This is a genomic window from Leuconostoc sp. XM4 (assembly GCF_055698815.1).
This window is the reverse complement of sequence record NZ_CP134507.1, coordinates 951233-966752: the sequence shown is the minus strand read 5'-3', so window position 1 is coordinate 966752 and position 15520 is coordinate 951233. Positions and strand designations below refer to the sequence as shown.

General features: G+C 33.6%; 13 protein-coding genes and 1 pseudogene. 1 reads left to right on the top strand and 13 read right to left on the bottom strand.

All coding sequences use genetic code 11. The features are described 5' to 3' along the window. Positions 1-388 precede the first annotated feature (388 nt). From RHP64_RS04830 to RHP64_RS04800, 7 genes are all read right to left on the bottom strand, one after another. A complete protein-coding gene (locus tag RHP64_RS04830; protein ID WP_462785076.1) occupies positions 389-1297 on the bottom strand; it encodes a polysaccharide deacetylase family protein in 909 nt (302 codons plus the stop codon). 1 nt (position 1298) lies between these two features. Further along, entirely contained in the window at positions 1299-1574 is a 276-nt protein-coding gene (locus RHP64_RS04825; RefSeq protein WP_240742584.1) for a hypothetical protein, read from the bottom strand. Positions 1575-1576: 2 nt separating this feature from the next. Further along, entirely contained in the window at positions 1577-2788 is a 1212-nt protein-coding gene (locus tag RHP64_RS04820; protein ID WP_174202637.1) for a glycosyltransferase family 2 protein, read from the bottom strand. Then, a complete protein-coding gene (locus RHP64_RS04815; protein ID WP_111303367.1) occupies positions 2785-3831 on the bottom strand; it encodes an acyltransferase in 1047 nt (348 codons plus the stop codon). The genes RHP64_RS04820 and RHP64_RS04815 overlap by 4 nt, the downstream gene beginning before the upstream one ends. Before the next feature lie 115 nt (positions 3832-3946). Beyond that, the gene (locus tag RHP64_RS04810) at positions 3947-5617 is read right to left on the bottom strand and encodes a lectin-like domain-containing protein (protein WP_014324700.1); all 1671 of its coding nucleotides are present in this window, start codon (positions 5615-5617) and stop codon (positions 3947-3949) included. Next, positions 5598-6989 carry a hypothetical protein gene (locus RHP64_RS04805; protein ID WP_462785075.1) on the bottom strand — a complete coding sequence of 464 codons (1392 nt, stop codon included), beginning with the start codon at positions 6987-6989 and terminating at the stop codon, positions 5598-5600. Before RHP64_RS04805 ends, RHP64_RS04810 begins: the two co-directional genes overlap by 20 nt. Before the next feature lie 268 nt (positions 6990-7257). Next, positions 7258-8121, bottom strand: a complete 864-nt coding sequence (locus RHP64_RS04800) for an oxidoreductase (protein ID WP_025268082.1) — start codon at positions 8119-8121, stop codon at positions 7258-7260. Positions 8122-8419: 298 nt separating this feature from the next. On the opposite strand from RHP64_RS04800, the gene RHP64_RS04795 reads away from it, so the two are divergent. Next, positions 8420-9379 carry a D-2-hydroxyacid dehydrogenase gene (locus tag RHP64_RS04795; RefSeq protein ID WP_025268081.1) on the top strand — a complete coding sequence of 320 codons (960 nt, stop codon included), beginning with the start codon at positions 8420-8422 and terminating at the stop codon, positions 9377-9379. 39 nt (positions 9380-9418) lie between these two features. Here RHP64_RS04795 and RHP64_RS04790 read toward each other — a convergent pair whose 3' ends face one another. The 6 genes and pseudogenes from RHP64_RS04790 to RHP64_RS04765 form a co-directional block, all read right to left on the bottom strand. Then, complete coding sequence (locus tag RHP64_RS04790; protein ID WP_014324697.1) at positions 9419-9991, bottom strand: LysE family translocator; 573 nt, start codon at positions 9989-9991, stop codon at positions 9419-9421. A 58-nt stretch (positions 9992-10049) separates the two neighbouring features. Further along, a complete protein-coding gene (locus RHP64_RS04785; protein WP_025268080.1) occupies positions 10050-10514 on the bottom strand; it encodes a YbaK/EbsC family protein in 465 nt (154 codons plus the stop codon). 168 nt (positions 10515-10682) lie between these two features. Continuing rightward, positions 10683-11069, bottom strand: a complete 387-nt coding sequence (locus RHP64_RS04780) for a MerR family transcriptional regulator (protein ID WP_014324695.1) — start codon at positions 11067-11069, stop codon at positions 10683-10685. A 20-nt stretch (positions 11070-11089) separates the two neighbouring features. Next, a pseudogene (locus RHP64_RS04775) lies at positions 11090-11968 on the bottom strand (aldo/keto reductase). Between the two features lie 172 nt (positions 11969-12140). After that, the gene (locus RHP64_RS04770; RefSeq protein WP_025268078.1) at positions 12141-12572 is read right to left on the bottom strand and encodes a hypothetical protein; all 432 of its coding nucleotides are present in this window, start codon (positions 12570-12572) and stop codon (positions 12141-12143) included. 198 nt (positions 12573-12770) lie between these two features. After that, positions 12771-15461: an HAD-IC family P-type ATPase gene (locus tag RHP64_RS04765; RefSeq protein ID WP_025268077.1), complete on the bottom strand. Its 2691-nt coding sequence runs from the start codon at positions 15459-15461 to the stop codon at positions 12771-12773. Positions 15462-15520 lie beyond the last annotated feature (59 nt).

Below are 15520 nucleotides of genomic sequence, written 5' to 3'. Positions count from 1 at the left end.
GTGCTAAAAGTAATAGACTAATTCTAAATCTGAAAAAAATAGTTATGCTTTTACACCATAACGATGATTATGCCCTATAGAACGAAAATGACGTCGCTAAATACTGTGATTTGAACTGACAATAAGTAATAATATTCAAAATCGTAATACTCTTTTTGAATTATGCAGTACAACACCATTTTTAATTTGCCAGCGGATATGCACTGGCTCAACTGAATACTCGTTACTTTCGAGAAAATAAACTTCTAAGTGGTTATTTATATGTATCCATTTTACATCTGATACACAATAGTTAGAAAGAAATGTATTGTACTTTCTTTTAAAAACATTAACTGAAAAATTTGTTATCATATTATCAACCAACTAAAATTATTATTTTTATAATTTTTTATCTTGAATTAAACCATTTCCCCAACTGATTAAAATTCGAATCTGTTACGATAAACCTTGGTATGCGTTTTAAAATATCAGTCATATCATTCGTCACAACACCAGGTTCTAAAAGAAAAATACCATTCATACCGTGTAAGTACATATATTCTGTCAGTGTCTTATTTTCACTCCCATAAGGATAGGCAAACACATGCGTATTGACTGATACTTCTTTCTTCATTTTTTGTTGTGATTTTTTATAGTCTTCTAGTATTGTATGTTTTGATAGTTTACCACTTGATAAAATTGGATGATTATTAACTTGATAATGTAAATCATTGGTGTGTAAACCAACTGTAACTTCCTTATGTTCAGCCAATCTAGCAATTTCTGACCACGTTGCCATTTGCTCACCGTCTAAATTTCTCCCCGCTTGTCCTGTGATTACAAAAATAGTAAACGGAAAACTGAAGTTGAACATTGTCTGAGCTGCATTACGCGGTAATGTCGTATCAATATCGTCAAATGTTAAAACAACATGTTTTCCTTTGATATTATTTTCTCTAGAATGTTTGATTAGTTCATCTGTTGACCAAACGCTAACATTATTTTTCTTCAACCATTTCATTTGACGAATAAATTCATTTTGAGCAACATTGTATTGTTGCAACTGCGGATTTTTGGAAACTTTTTTTGCAAAGTCAACTGTTTTATTATTTTTTAAAATACGATGGTAGGCTAAAACAATTACACCATCCTTAACATTCTTATTCTTTTGTGCAAAATCACGATATGTATAATCAACTTTCTGATCAATTTTTTCTTGTTGATGTTCTTGTTTAAAAACAACAAAGGTCATTAAAAAAAAGAGACTAATCATAATACATATAACTATCAGCACTGACATTCGACTTGTTCTTTTCACTTTAAATATCCTCTCTTTTTGATAATAAAGATCTGAGTGTTGGTAATAGTATTAAAGTTATACAAATCATAATTGTTTGTAACCCTCCATTGATAACACGTGTATTCAGGCCTAATAATAGCTGAACAACCACAAAGCTATCCGAGTAAATCCCCCATTGTGTTATTAAGGCGAGCAAAATTATAAACAAATTAAGCCCCCAAGCTACCAAAGTAATTATGTTTGATATTGTATTCCCTATCATATTTTTACGACGAATTATAATTTCTGACATCATTTTTATCTCCCTCGATCTGGACTTTTCCAAGAACCTTTCTGTTTGTGAAAAAAGGCAATATTAAACTGTGAAATAATTGCTGTTATTAGTGATGTGAACCAGTAAAAGGTGCTATAAAATGGCAACGCAAAGATATCCTGTACAGTAAGCATTGATTGACCTTTATCTTGAATTAGGCCTTGAAAAAACATGATAAAAAAGAGAGAAATGTATAGGATCAATATGCCACCAGGCAATGAAAATGTTTTGGTTGTAACGGTTAATAGAACGTATTGGCACAATGTTATGACTGCCAACCAGGCCCAAATGTGACTTAAAAACATGTCAAGTAACAACATTCTTTGATAAGTACTTCCCTGCTTAACTACCCATTTTATGTTTTTTAAAAATACTTCCAGTCCACCTATTGACCAACGAATACGTTGTTTAAAGTATCCTTGAAAAGTCTCGGGTACTAATATATAAGCTAACGATTCAGGTGTATATCTAATGAGCCATTGATTTTTTCTTAATCGCCAAGTAATATCAATATCTTCAGTGATAGCTGTACGATCAAATCCATTTACTGATAATAACGCTTTTTTTCGGTACAATACAACAACTCCTGCGACGGTCATGATACCGCCATATAAATTGTCCTGAGCTCGTTTTATTCTATCAATGATACCTACATACTCTAATGCTTGTAATCTGCCAAGTAATGTTGTTCGATTTCTGACAATTGGTTTACCGGTGACAGCAGCAACTCTTTCATTAGTTACACCTTGCAATAATTTATTGATTGCATTACTAGCTAACAAAGAATCAGCATCTGTTACTAAGATGTACGGTGAATCAATTTGTTTGATTGCTTCATTTAGTGCTTGCGCCTTACCAATATTTTGAGATAATTCAATCAAATTAACTGTTATTTTTACTTGGTCATTTAACCATTTTTTGACAATTTTGACAGAATGATCATTACTTTTATCATCAACAATAACAACATCAAAATTAGAATATTCTAAATGAGTAAATGACTGTAACGTTTCAATAATATTTTCTTCTTCATTGAACATTGATAAAAGTATAGTAACTTTATCATTTTTCACACATTGTTGTTTTGTTTTAGAAATTCGAATTCCAGAAATCCATGATCCCAGTAACCAAACAATAGTCATAATAATTGGATAATACGATGTGTAGAATTGCAAAACATTCGACAAAAAAATCATGATTTTTCTCCTCTTATTCTATTGAAAATTGTTTTTGATAAAATTATCTCAACTGAAAAAGATAACATAAGCGCCATAGTAAAAGATATGCAAACAATAACTGGTGCCCATACAAACCGTGCTTCTATGTTTGGCACGAATTGCTTAAAATAGTAATACACTATGCTGTCAGTTAAGTCCGAAAAAAGATAAATGGTTAATGTCATATTTGATATCTTTACCAACAAAAAGTGAAATGAGCCATTTTTTTCATCTTTAAAAGGCAATTTCAAAAATAATAAAAAAATAATGATTGACACAATAAATGGTTGATACCCCATATAATCATTTTGCGTTGTCCAAGAAAAGATCCCACCATAATTTTTTAATAACGTCAAAATGGATAGAAAAATAAACACTGTTCCAGAATAAAAAAGTAATGATTTTACACGAATTGTTTTTATTTGTTCCAAGTAAGTTTTAAAATAGAGCCCAAGGTAGTAGTATCCGATAGGATAAGCAGCTGTCCACCAATCTGGTAATATTTTCCCAAAAATGTTAAATAGTGAAGGTAAGAAGAATAATATAGTCGATGTTACTACAATATATAAATGATATCGTTTATCCTCGCTATTATGCCAAGCAGCATTTAACAGAGGAATAATTAAATACAATCCAATATACATTTCTACATACCAGCCATAGCTGTCAGTTGAATAATCCAATAGTCCAAATAAGGCATCAGAAAATGAAAAGTCATTATGTAGAATTAAAATATGTCCAATCCAATCAATCAATGATACAACAATGTATATCAACAATACCTTACCAAGTTTTGTAACATACGTATCATCTAGAGTTTTTTCTCCCATTAAAAAACCTGTTGACATGATAAACAGTGGCACCGCAGTGATGAAAATTAATCTCAAAACAGTACCAATTGACGCTAATAAAGACTCAATGTCAATATCATAAAACCCCGAATTAAGAAGAAAATGAACTGATACAACAGAGAATATTGCAAAGACCTTGATACTGTCAATTTGATAGATGCGTTTTCCCATGATTACTCCCATATATAAAATATTTGACCAGTAGTTATTATATATAGTTATCCCATTAATATATTCTTTTCTATTTTGCAAAAAATGAAAAATAAAAAAGCGTATTATAACGCTTTTATCTATCCGTAAAAGTTGTGTACGATGCCATAACATTTAATACTTTTGTAAAATCACTTACCTTTACACTAAAAGGGCTAGGCTTTATGTTTCGACTAATGAAATTATCACGAAATGCTACTTGATCAATATTCATAAGGTCTGTTGTACTTATAGCAGTAGTTTTTTCTTTTTGATTATTAATACTAACAAAATACTTATCTAAGTTTGAATAGTTATCTGCTATCCTGTCAAGAACAATAGACGGATGCTCTATTTGTACATATTTTTTAGAAGTATTAGTAAATAATTTTTGGAATAGGTATTTTTTGATAATTTCACTTGAATACCTTTCAGAGAAATAGCTCGTAACAATTGGATCTTTTGTCACTATATTAGTGCTATTTATCTTTTCCACATCTACCTTCACACTGTCGTTATTTTTAGTAACAGATGCAGCTTTTTTGGATAGCCAGATTTTAAAGTGCCATGCTTTCTGGTCACTATTAGGAATGGAGAAACTTCCTGGCCAATCGGAAGAATCAATTGTGTAGTCTTTTAAAACAGATAGCGTAGTAGTACTTGCATGGTTAATAGTCTCGCCAGTATTACCTGTTAATATTTCTTTTCGTAATGAATAATTGTTATACATATAATCGATAATAATTTGATGGGTAATTGGTTTGTAGTAATAATTAACCTCTGAACTACTACCTGAAAATATGCCTGAGTTATTATTTGGTTTCTCGATCAATTCATAACCCTCAATTTTTTTCTCATTGGTAGTATATTTTTCATTAGGCGTACCTGTCAAAGTTTCTGAAGGTGCAATTTTTTTATTACTTTCATCTAAATAATTAACAGTTACAGTTGACGTGTAAGGTTTGAAGTCTGTGGTATCAAGTAATATTTGTTGCAAATTATGGTTTGTCCCAGTAGAAGAGGAAAAAACTAAATACATCGGTTTGTCTAGTTCATTAGCATTTTTAATTGAATGATTCCAAGTTTTTCCATGATAGTTAATTTGAAACAAACGATTGTTACTATCATAAGAGATAGTCAGGTCTTCAAGTTGATTGCCATAAATTTTTTGATCAAGAGATTGAGCTCCTTCAGATAACGTCTGAATGACGCCTTCACTTGTTCCAGAAAAAAATGCACCAAATGGTACACCAGAACCTTGTGAAAACCCAAATTTAGAAGGATCTGGATCAAAAATTCCTGTCTCACCAACTTGGTTAAAGTATGTGTCTACCTTAAAACCAAACACATTTTTTATGCCTCCGAGCCCTAAAGCGCCGCCATGTTTTTGATTTAGTAAATTAATTTGATCATATGGTACAAAACTAACAGCAATGCCATCTCCACCGTTTCTTTGCTGAGATTTATCGCCAACGTTTACTTTTAAACTTAACAAAACATCATTAGAAAAGTTAATCGGTGTTTTTAAATAAGCGGTCCCAGACATGGACTGTTTATCCGGTGTCAATGTAATAATATTATTATCAACAAAAGCATCTCCGTTTATTACTAGCTGATTTAACGTATTATCATTATTAATGAGCTCTCTTAAAGTGATCTTGTTAGCCGTAATGAGAGGATGCCTCAAAGTTGAGTTAATTGATATCAATAAAATTGATAAGGTGCTTGTGTAAACTAGTTTGTTAATGTTAAGTTTTTTTCTTTTCATTTTTCTTTATCTTTACAATTAGTTCTCCCAATGCTCTCCAGTCACTTAAGGTAGGCGGCTTTTTCCAAATTACTTGCTCTCCTCTTGATTTTTCATCAATTGTGTCAGATAAATAAATATCCGCATTGGTCTGGTTTTGTGTGAAGTACACGCTCGCGTGATTAATATGACTTTTTAACATTGTAATAATCATATTGTTTGTCATTTGTTTGGCTGTGAAATTAACACTGATTTCTATCTTGTCAAGATTGATAGCTGCAATATCGTTAAACATAATTCCAATAAGATTAAATTCAAATAAATTTTGCCGACTATCAAAGATTATAGTTTGTTGATCGTTAAGTATTTTAATTATTTCTGGTAATAATGTAAAAATTGAAGGATAAATATCCTGAAAGTATTTTAGGTTAACAACACCTTCTGGTTTGAAAAACCACTGCGTTTTCATACTAAATCGTTGACTATATTTTGAGATTTGATGACCTAATAAACTAATTTTTGAAAAACTTAAAGTCTTGAAATAACGTGACAATAACGGCGTAATTTTTTGTTGCACTTTTAAAATTTTATCTTCAATTTCAGGAGAGAACCAGTACAGATTACTTTCTTGTAGAAAATCAAACAAATCTAAAACTTCTAGCAATTTGGATAAAAAGATAGTGGTGTCACCACTTACTTGTAGTGCTATTGAATCTGGTAATTTTTGTAATGTATAGATTACTGGTTCACTATAGTTTGTTAAGCAGTAACGTCCATTGTTAATCATTTCCGAAACATAAAAGTTAATAAGTAATTCTTTTTGTTGAAGGTTCATATCATTCACAAGGTATGTATCTAATAAAAAATCTATAATGTCTTGACTAATAGATTTTATACGATTAGAAAAAGCTGGTTTCTCATCAAAGTAGTTGTAAATTGCATAACCTGCCTGAATAAATTCAAAAGGATTTTGATCCATAATCATACTGTTTAAGGTATTTTTTTGTGTGAAAAAATAGGAAGTACTCCATCCATATTCTGACTGAATATTTGTGTAGGTGGGAATTGATCCTGAAAGTGATCGTTTTTCCAAAAGTATTTTTAGAGGCGACAAATTAAAATAAAATTGAGACAATTTGTAGAGATGATACCTGCTGACGCGATACTTTTGATAGATAATACCTTTTTTAATCAGCAGCCAATCAAACTTAAATAAATTATTAATATCAATATTTAAGGCTTCTATTGTTTCACGCAACATATATGTCGATAATGCGAAGTTATTTTCAATGCTTTTCATTGTGTATAAACTTTGATCTGTTTCTAAAAAATAATTCATTAAATCCATTTTTAGTGAATCATTTTTAGTAATAAACGTATCTAACGAATTCATTATTATTTCCCCCTTTTTATCTAGTGTTAACCAACTGATTATACACCATACCATATCACTTAATTTTTTTAGAATTTTAAAAAAATAAAAAAATAAAAAAATAAAAAAGATAAATTAAATACTTAAGTTATCTTTTCGAAACTATGTCAAGTGTATTAAAAAGAAACGCTTAGCCTTAGTTTTAGAGCTCTAAGAAAAGTAGTGGTAATAAAAAATATAATCATTGTATGCGTCATTTTTTAATAAACGATCCCATAAATTCCCCCATCTATTGCCAATAGGTCTCGTCACCATAGTCCAGATGGGTTGAATCCTCTTGCCATTTTTGCATATCATGTTGAATATTAGAAATTTCTTCTTGTTCACGTTTAAAAGCATTTTGACCGGCAATAAAATGCAAAGGCGGATTGTCAGAGGCAGCGATTTTAATAAATGCCTTTGCAGCTAGTTCAGGAGAGCCAGTTTGTTCGCCTGATCTGGCATGTGAAGCTTCCTCAGATGTTCTTGCTGGCGTATTTTCATAATCGTTAATTGAATGTTTGGCAGAAAATTGTGATCTGCCTGCCCAATCAGTTCTAAAGGGACCAGGCTCGACATTTGTTACCTTAATACCAAAAGGTTCAACTTCTAATGATAGTGCCTTACCTAATCCCTCTAAGGCATGCTTGGTTGCATTGTAATAACCATAGGTGGGTAACGCTAGTAAACCACCTATTGATGTGACATTGATAATTAATCCTGATCTGTTTTTTCTCATAGCTGGTAACACTGCACGAATCATCGCACTAGCTCCCCAAAAATTTGCTTCAAACATTTGGCGGACTGCAGTTTCATCTGATTCTTCTATCGAACCTGAGTATCCGTAGCCAGCGTTATTAACCAGAACATCAATTTTTCCAAACTTATTGAGCACTGACTGGACAGCATTGTTGACTTGTTCTTGGTTTGTGACATCCAATTGTACTTTAAGTAGCAAATCATCCTCATTCGTTTCTAAATCATTAAATGCTGATAAATTTCTTGCGGTAGCTACGACTGGAATCTTTTTTGCAATTAATTCTTCAATTAATTTACGTCCAAATCCAGTTGATCCACCCGTTACAAGCCAAATTTTTTCTTCATTCCTTGACATTTAGTTTCCTCCTATATGATAAGCATCCGCGCCGGAACTCCGTCTGAAATCATATGATAACAAACAATTAGCGTTCATCTGTTTCATTTTACCACTTTATTTTAATTGAGCCGGTTAAGGACTCAAAACCCCGCGGTGTTGATATTCACGAAATAATTCTTGCGACAATCCCCTATTCTTAGTCTTCAAGTTTAAAAATCATGGTTAGTCATAAGTGATAAAATATGACTAAATTACTTTTCAGATCCTTGTAGTAAAAGATTTATTCAAATGGCTCAAAAAAACGGAGATATAAGTTATGAAAATTGTACTTTTAGATGGTTATGATCTCAATCAAGATTTAAATTGGGAAACGTTAAAAAATTTGGGCGACTTTGAGTTTTATAGCCGTACATCAGTAGATAATGACACTGAAATTTTGCAGAGAATCGATGATGCGGAAGTTGTGATAACACATAAGACCCCACTAGATGATAGTGTAATCAGTCGTGCTTCACAGTTAAAATATATTGGCATTATGGGAACAGGTTATGACGTTGTCGATATTGATAGTGCAAACAACCACAACATTATTGTGACGAATGTGCCTACTTATGCTACGGATGCTGTCGCGCAATTTACCTTTTCATTATTACTAGAAATAACTGGTCAGGTTGGATTACATAACCAATTGGTCCATGATGGGAAATGGTCTAGTGTCGATGATTTTACATTTTGGGATAAACCGCTATTTGAATTGAAAGGTAAAACATTAGGGCTCATTGGTTATGGTCGAATTGCTCAAAAAGTGGCAGAATTAGCCAATGCTTTTTCAATGAAAGTTATTTTTTATAATCATCGACCTATTGTTGCAACCCAAAAATGGGTCAACCAAGTTTCTTTAGATGAGCTTTTCCAAAAAGCGGATATTATTAGTCTTCATGTTGTTCAAACACCAGAAACGATTAATTTAATTAACAAGACTACTATCTCAAAAATGAAAGATGGTGTGATTTTAATCAATACAGCCCGTGGAAAACTTATTAGTGAAAATGACATAGCCGAGGCACTAAATAATGAAAAAGTTTATGCCTTAGCTACAGATGTTGTCCAAAAAGAGCCAATTGAAAAAGACAATCCTTTATTAAAAGCTAAAAATTGCTTTATTACACCTCACATCGCTTGGGCACCATTAGAGACTCGTGAAAGATTATTACGCATAACCGTAGATAATTTAAATGCATATTTATCAGGAGAAGCCAAAAACGTTATTGGTTAAATGTGCTAAAAAAAACAGTTGGAACTAACTTCTGGTTATTCACAGCCAGATCTTTAAAGTAGTAAGCCATAGCAATAATGCTCCGGATCGATTAATCCACATTAAAGAGTTCATGCTAATTTCTCTGCTAACAAAATGAGAAATTAGCATATTCGAAAAATCCACTATAAAACTTAATATGCCATAACATAGTGCTAGATATACCATATCAACTTGAGTATGACCAAATTGCGGGAAAAAAGTTGTATAAAATAATAGTGCCTTAGGATTACTGATAGCAATGAGCACACCTCGTATGAATGTTGGTTTTCTGCTATCTTGATTAATCTGCTTACGAGTCCACATTTGGATGGCTAAGTACGTTAAATAGCCAGAACCAATTATTTTTAACACGACCAATGAGTAGGATGAAATTTTGAGTAAGCTACTTATAAATATTAAAGAGATGCCCATACCACAAAAATATCCTGCAGTGAGTCCTATAATCAATGGCATCATTGTTTTAATCTCATTAGTCATACTGTTTGTTGTTACATATATTACAGAAGGACCTGGGGAAATTATAATAACGGTACTAGCTAATATAAAGGTTATCCAATCATTTACTGTCATTCGTATTGATTGCCTCCCGTTCGCACTCGCTAAACGGTTTGTTTAGCAAGTGTGTTCACTAGTCTTTCCCTACATCTACCCAGTCTAGGGGATGAGCATAGTTTTCAAGCTCATCTATTGATAATTCGATTGTACTATTTGTACTACCGCCTGCAGCAAAAACAGTTTCAAATCTCTTTAGAGATACGTCTAAGTATACTTTTACGTCTGATTTGATTGCAAATGGTGTTACCGCACCAGGGATGTGTCCAATTCTGTCCGCAACCTGATCAAAAGGAATCATTTTTGGTCGTGAATTGTACGTTGATTTGAATTTTCTATTATCTACTTTTTTGTCACCTGCAAGAACAATCAAAATTGAATTTTCTGCCACGATGAAGGTCATGGATTTGGCAATTTGTTTTATCTCACACTTCAACAACTCGGCAGCGTGTTCAACCGTATCACCAATGTTCTCGTGTTCTACGATTCGGTTCTCTAAATGATATTTTTTGAAAAATTGACGAACGTTTTCAACAGACATTTTTTGTACTCCTTGAATAATTGATATCTTTAGTATATACTGCCTGGTCGGTATGTAAAGCAACAAATTATTACATATATTTTTCAATATTCACGTGTTAAAATATCTTAATTAAAACAGGAATTTCAAACCCTTTTATCTCGCATTCTGGCTAATATATAGTAAACATCATTTATCGTGAAACAGTTTGTTTTCAACTGTACGCATATGGCCGTAATAGTTATCTATCTTATTAGTGAGATAACTACGAGCGGTCACTAAATTATTAATTTTTTCGGTCATCTCATTAGCTGCTTCTACTAACATGGCTTTGCGGGCAGGTATTGTAGCATCATTGTCTTCATATATTAAATCGATGTACTGCTTCAATGCCTCAATACTCATACCAGCGTTTCTCATGATTTTTACAAATTTTAACTGATTTAAACTACGATCATTAAAATTTCTAATACCATTTTCTTGTCTAGGTACCGGACCAATAATACCAATACGCTCGTAATACCGAATTGTATCTGCTGATAGTTTAGTTATTTCAGCAACTTTTTTGATATTCATTAGCAACACCTCCAGCTCAGCTAGTCAAATGTAACATCATAACTAATTTCACGGTTAGCCATCCATTTAATCATGTCCGGATCTGCATGATTAAAAAACTGGCTACTATTCGTATCTAATGTTTCAATTTCTGCTAATTCTTGGTGCGTTAATTTAAAATCAAAAATGTCAAGATTTTGCGCCATTCTTTCCGGCTTAACAGATTTAGCAACTACTATAATATTTCGTTGTGTTAGCCAACGAAGTACAATTTGTGCAATCGATTTATGATGTTTGTCAGCAATTTTCCGCAGTAGAATATTTGAAAACAGATCATTTTTACCTTCTGCAAATGGTGCCCAAGCTTCGACCTGAACACCGTATTGACTAAAGTACGTAATGTCCTTCTTATTTTACTGAAATGGGTTTACCTCGATTTGGTTTAGCATCGGTTTTATATCGGAAAACTCTGCTAAGTTAGTTAACTGTGCAATATCAAAATTTGAGACCCCGATAGCTTTTAACTGGCCGGATCGATACGCAGATTCCATTGCTCGCCACGCACCAAATACGTCATTATAAGGTTGGTGTATCAAGTATAAATCTAAGTAATCTAAATTTAAACGTTGTAATGAAGATTGGATGGCGGCAGTTGCCTGCTGTGCAGAAACATCTTGAACCCACATCTTTGATGTGACGAATAATTCCTCACGTTTTACTATGCCTTGATTGATTGCTTCCAAAATCGCTTCGCCAACTTCTCGCTCATTACCATAACTGGCCGCTGTATCAATTAATCGATAACCTGTTTTGATGGCATTGAGTACTGCTTGTTTGGCAGCCCCTTTTTCTTGAACTTGAAAAACACCAAATCCCAGTAAGGGCATCTCAATGCCACTAGCTAATGTCTTGTAATCCATGATAATCTCCTTTTTTACTAGTGAATACATTAAGTGTAACCCTTGGAGTGGACTTCAAGTCAATAGTTTTTTCGAATAGAAATTGAAATAGCTGGTAAATAAAAACAACTATTCAGTGACAGTTGTTTTTTTATTTGAATCTGGTATTTCCGATCAGATAGTCACTTAAAATTCAAACGGTTGCGGATGTTTCCTTTGAATTATACGAGTTGTTAGCCTCATCCCAAGCATTAAATAAAGTGTCGTTGTCTTTGTCCATTATATGCGGGTATTGCATCGCTAAATAATCTTTTCGCTTACCTACTTCAAAATATTTTATCGCATTTGGATTTATTTCACCACTACTCATTTTAACGATTACCAAATCGACATCGGCATTGGGGTTCGGCAAACCAGTATTCATAGCTATAAAAGAAATTTTTTCTAAATTATCTTGAAATGATTGCCATAGCTCTTTGCTGTCTGGGTTGGTTAAATTATCAGGAAGCCATAAAACATCGTAGTATGTCAGTTCCTCATTGTATTTATTACTAACAATATTATGAATAACCAGATCAATTTGAGCTTTTATAAAAGTATACTCAGTAGTTGAATTTTTAACCATAGCTTGATCCTGCCTTTTATAGTTTAGTTACTAGCTTGATTATATCGATATCAGGTTAAATTAAGTTAAAAAGTTTTTTTCAGAAAGAGTCATTCCTTCAATGTGATTTTTTTATAAGGTTTTCATCACAAAAAAATAACAATCACAGGTCAGTTAAGTTGTGATTGCCATTTTTTTAATAATAACTTTATTTATATACTATCGTTTTACAGTCATCCGACGATACTTATCTAATTCTGTTACGATTAGAACAATCAATCCTGTTAAGATGATGAAAGACCAATCAGAAAGCGATAACGCAGCTGTAGAGAATACACCTTGCATAAATGGTACATACGTAAATAGTAACTGTAAAATAATCATAGCACCGATAGCCACGAATGCCATTGGGTTTGTCCAGAATGTCTTACTTAGCGCTGGAGCCGCTGTTCTGATATTAAACATATAGAAAATTTTACCAAAAATAAGTATGTTAACAGCCATTGTACTGGCTACCGCAAAACCTGTGATATCATCTAAATGTTCAAAAACAACAAGAGCCACTGCTGCAATAATGACACTGACATAAACCATTTGGAAAACATCGTATCGACTCATCAATTTGGCCGTTGTTTTACGCGGTGGGCGTTTCATCAATCCTGGTTCAGCTGGTTCAAATATAAACGCTAATTGCAACGTCAAAGCAGAAACCAAGTTAATCCATAATAATTGCGTTGCAGTTAAAGGCATTGGCTGGCGCAATAATATACTAAAGACAACAATCAACCCCTCAGCAAAACTAGTAGGTAACAAATATAAGATTGTTTTTCTAATATTATCGTATAAACGTCGGCCTTGCTCGATAGCCACTTTAATCGTTGAAAAATCATCGTTAGCTAATACCATATCCGCCGAATCTTTCGCAACATCAGTACCTTTAATCCCCATTGCTACACCAATATCAGCTTTTTTTAATGCTGGCGCATCATTAACACCATCACCAGTCATGGCAGTTACTAATCCATTTGCTTGATAGGCAGATATAATACGTAACTTATCTTGTGGTGTAGTTCGTGCGAAGACATCATAATTTGTAACAACCTTAGCCAACTGATTATCCGTCATTGCTTCAACTTCTGATCCAGTAACAGCTTCAATTTGGTCGGCCAAACCAAGTTGTTGAGCGATTGCTTTGGCCGTATCTGGACTATCGCCGGTAATCATTTTGACTCGAATACCAGCCTCGCGCATGTCGCTAATAGCATCAACAACCTCGGGTCGTGGTGGGTCAATAATAGCGGCTAATCCTAAGAATGTCACGCCTTCAGCTGCAAGTGTTTCGTGAAGGACTTCTGATGTATCTGAATTCACATCAACATATCCAACAGCAATTACACGTTTTCCAGATTTGGCAAACTTTGCTGACACCTTTGTCCAATACTCGTAGTCAAAATTTGAATCTTTCCGGGCTAGTGTGAATAATCTGTCTGGCGCACCCTTTATGGCGACAAATCGTTGTTGATGCTTATTTTCAACTAAACGTGCCATATATCGGTAGTCAGAATCAAACGGAATACGATCCAACTCTTTTAATTTAGGTACTTTTTGTCCAAAGGCCTTGTAGTAGGCCGACAGAAAGGCAGCATCAGTCGGTTCGCCGTTGATGGTCCAGATACCTGCTTCTTCGGTCAAAAAAGTATCATTTGCTTGATGTCCCATTGTTAAAAACATTTCAAGGTTTTTGTCTTGTGTTGCATCGACAAGCTTATTCCCTATAAAAATGTCACCATCGGGTGCATATCCAGTCCCAGTGACTGTATAATGATTTTCACCAACGACAATATCTTGAATGGTCATTTCATTTTTTGTTAATGTCCCTGTTTTGTCAGACGCAATAATGTCTATTGCACCTAGGGTTTCAGCAGCAGGTAATGTTTTCACAATTGCGTTCTTTTTGGTTAACTTTTGAACACCGGTTGCTAATATAATTGACGTAGCTGCTGGTAATCCTTCCGGCATTGCACCGACAATCATTGCAATAATAGCCATAATCAAGGTGGATATGTCATATATTTTGAAAAACCAACCCAAGGCAAACATGACTATAGCCACAACGATAATTAACCAAGAAATACCATGGCCTAAACTATCTAATTCTCGTGTTAGTGGTGATTTTTTATCTGAAACATCAGCAACACTTTGAGAAATTTGGCCAATCTGTGAATGAACACCAGTGTTTACCACGATTCCGGTGGCACTACCGTTAGTCACAGCTGTTGATGCATAAGCCATGTTACTACGCTCGGCTAGGGGCACATGCTCGGATAAAATAGCTTCATTTTTGAGGACAGAATCAGCTTCTCCTGTTAGAGACGACTCTTGAATACGTAAGTTATCAGCATCTATAATTCGTAAATCAGCAGGGACATTATCCCCGGCCTCTAGGTAGACTAAATCACCAGGTACTAATTCTCGAGCTGGAACATCAAATCGTTCACCATCTCGAATAACAGTGGCTTCAACAGACAACATATTTTTTATTTTATCTAGCGCATTACTGGCATTCACTTCTTGTAAATAGCCAATTAACGCGTTAATTAATACAACTAATGCAATAACAACTGAATCTGCATAATGTTGCATAAAAAGCGTTAACAGCGCAGCTACCACTAAAATATAGACAATAACATTATTAAATTGCCGCAAAAAAATCAACCACTTCGGGATAACTTTTGGATTAACCTCATTATAGCCGTTTTTTTGTAAGCGATTATTTACTTGTTCGTCTGATAGTCCGCTAGGATAATTTGCATGTAAATCATTAACTATCTTAGACCATTCCTGATGGTGAAACTTTGCTGAGAACGATAACGGAACGTCGTCATCTACCTCTTTCGACTTTGTGCTCATATTTTGATACACTCCTTTAAGAGAAAATATTCTTTGCGTCTTGCTGTTTAAGGTTGGCC

Coding starts and splice junctions, on each gene's coding strand:
- RHP64_RS04790 (WP_014324697.1), bottom strand. CDS start 9,991: ATGACAGTAAATGATTGGATAACCTTTATATTAGCTAGTACCGTTATT.
- RHP64_RS04825 (WP_240742584.1), bottom strand. CDS start 1,574: ATGATGTCAGAAATTATAATTCGTCGTAAAAATATGATAGGGAATACA.
- RHP64_RS04810 (WP_014324700.1), bottom strand. CDS start 5,617: ATGAAAAGAAAAAAACTTAACATTAACAAACTAGTTTACACAAGCACC.
- RHP64_RS04785 (WP_025268080.1), bottom strand. CDS start 10,514: ATGTCTGTTGAAAACGTTCGTCAATTTTTCAAAAAATATCATTTAGAG.
- RHP64_RS04770 (WP_025268078.1), bottom strand. CDS start 12,572: ATGGTTAAAAATTCAACTACTGAGTATACTTTTATAAAAGCTCAAATT.
- RHP64_RS04780 (WP_014324695.1), bottom strand. CDS start 11,069: ATGAATATCAAAAAAGTTGCTGAAATAACTAAACTATCAGCAGATACA.
- RHP64_RS04795 (WP_025268081.1), top strand. CDS start 8,420: ATGAAAATTGTACTTTTAGATGGTTATGATCTCAATCAAGATTTAAAT.
- RHP64_RS04805 (WP_462785075.1), bottom strand. CDS start 6,989: ATGAATTCGTTAGATACGTTTATTACTAAAAATGATTCACTAAAAATG.
- RHP64_RS04815 (WP_111303367.1), bottom strand. CDS start 3,831: ATGGGAAAACGCATCTATCAAATTGACAGTATCAAGGTCTTTGCAATA.
- RHP64_RS04800 (WP_025268082.1), bottom strand. CDS start 8,121: ATGTCAAGGAATGAAGAAAAAATTTGGCTTGTAACGGGTGGATCAACT.
- RHP64_RS04765 (WP_025268077.1), bottom strand. CDS start 15,461: ATGAGCACAAAGTCGAAAGAGGTAGATGACGACGTTCCGTTATCGTTC.
- RHP64_RS04820 (WP_174202637.1), bottom strand. CDS start 2,788: ATGATTTTTTTGTCGAATGTTTTGCAATTCTACACATCGTATTATCCA.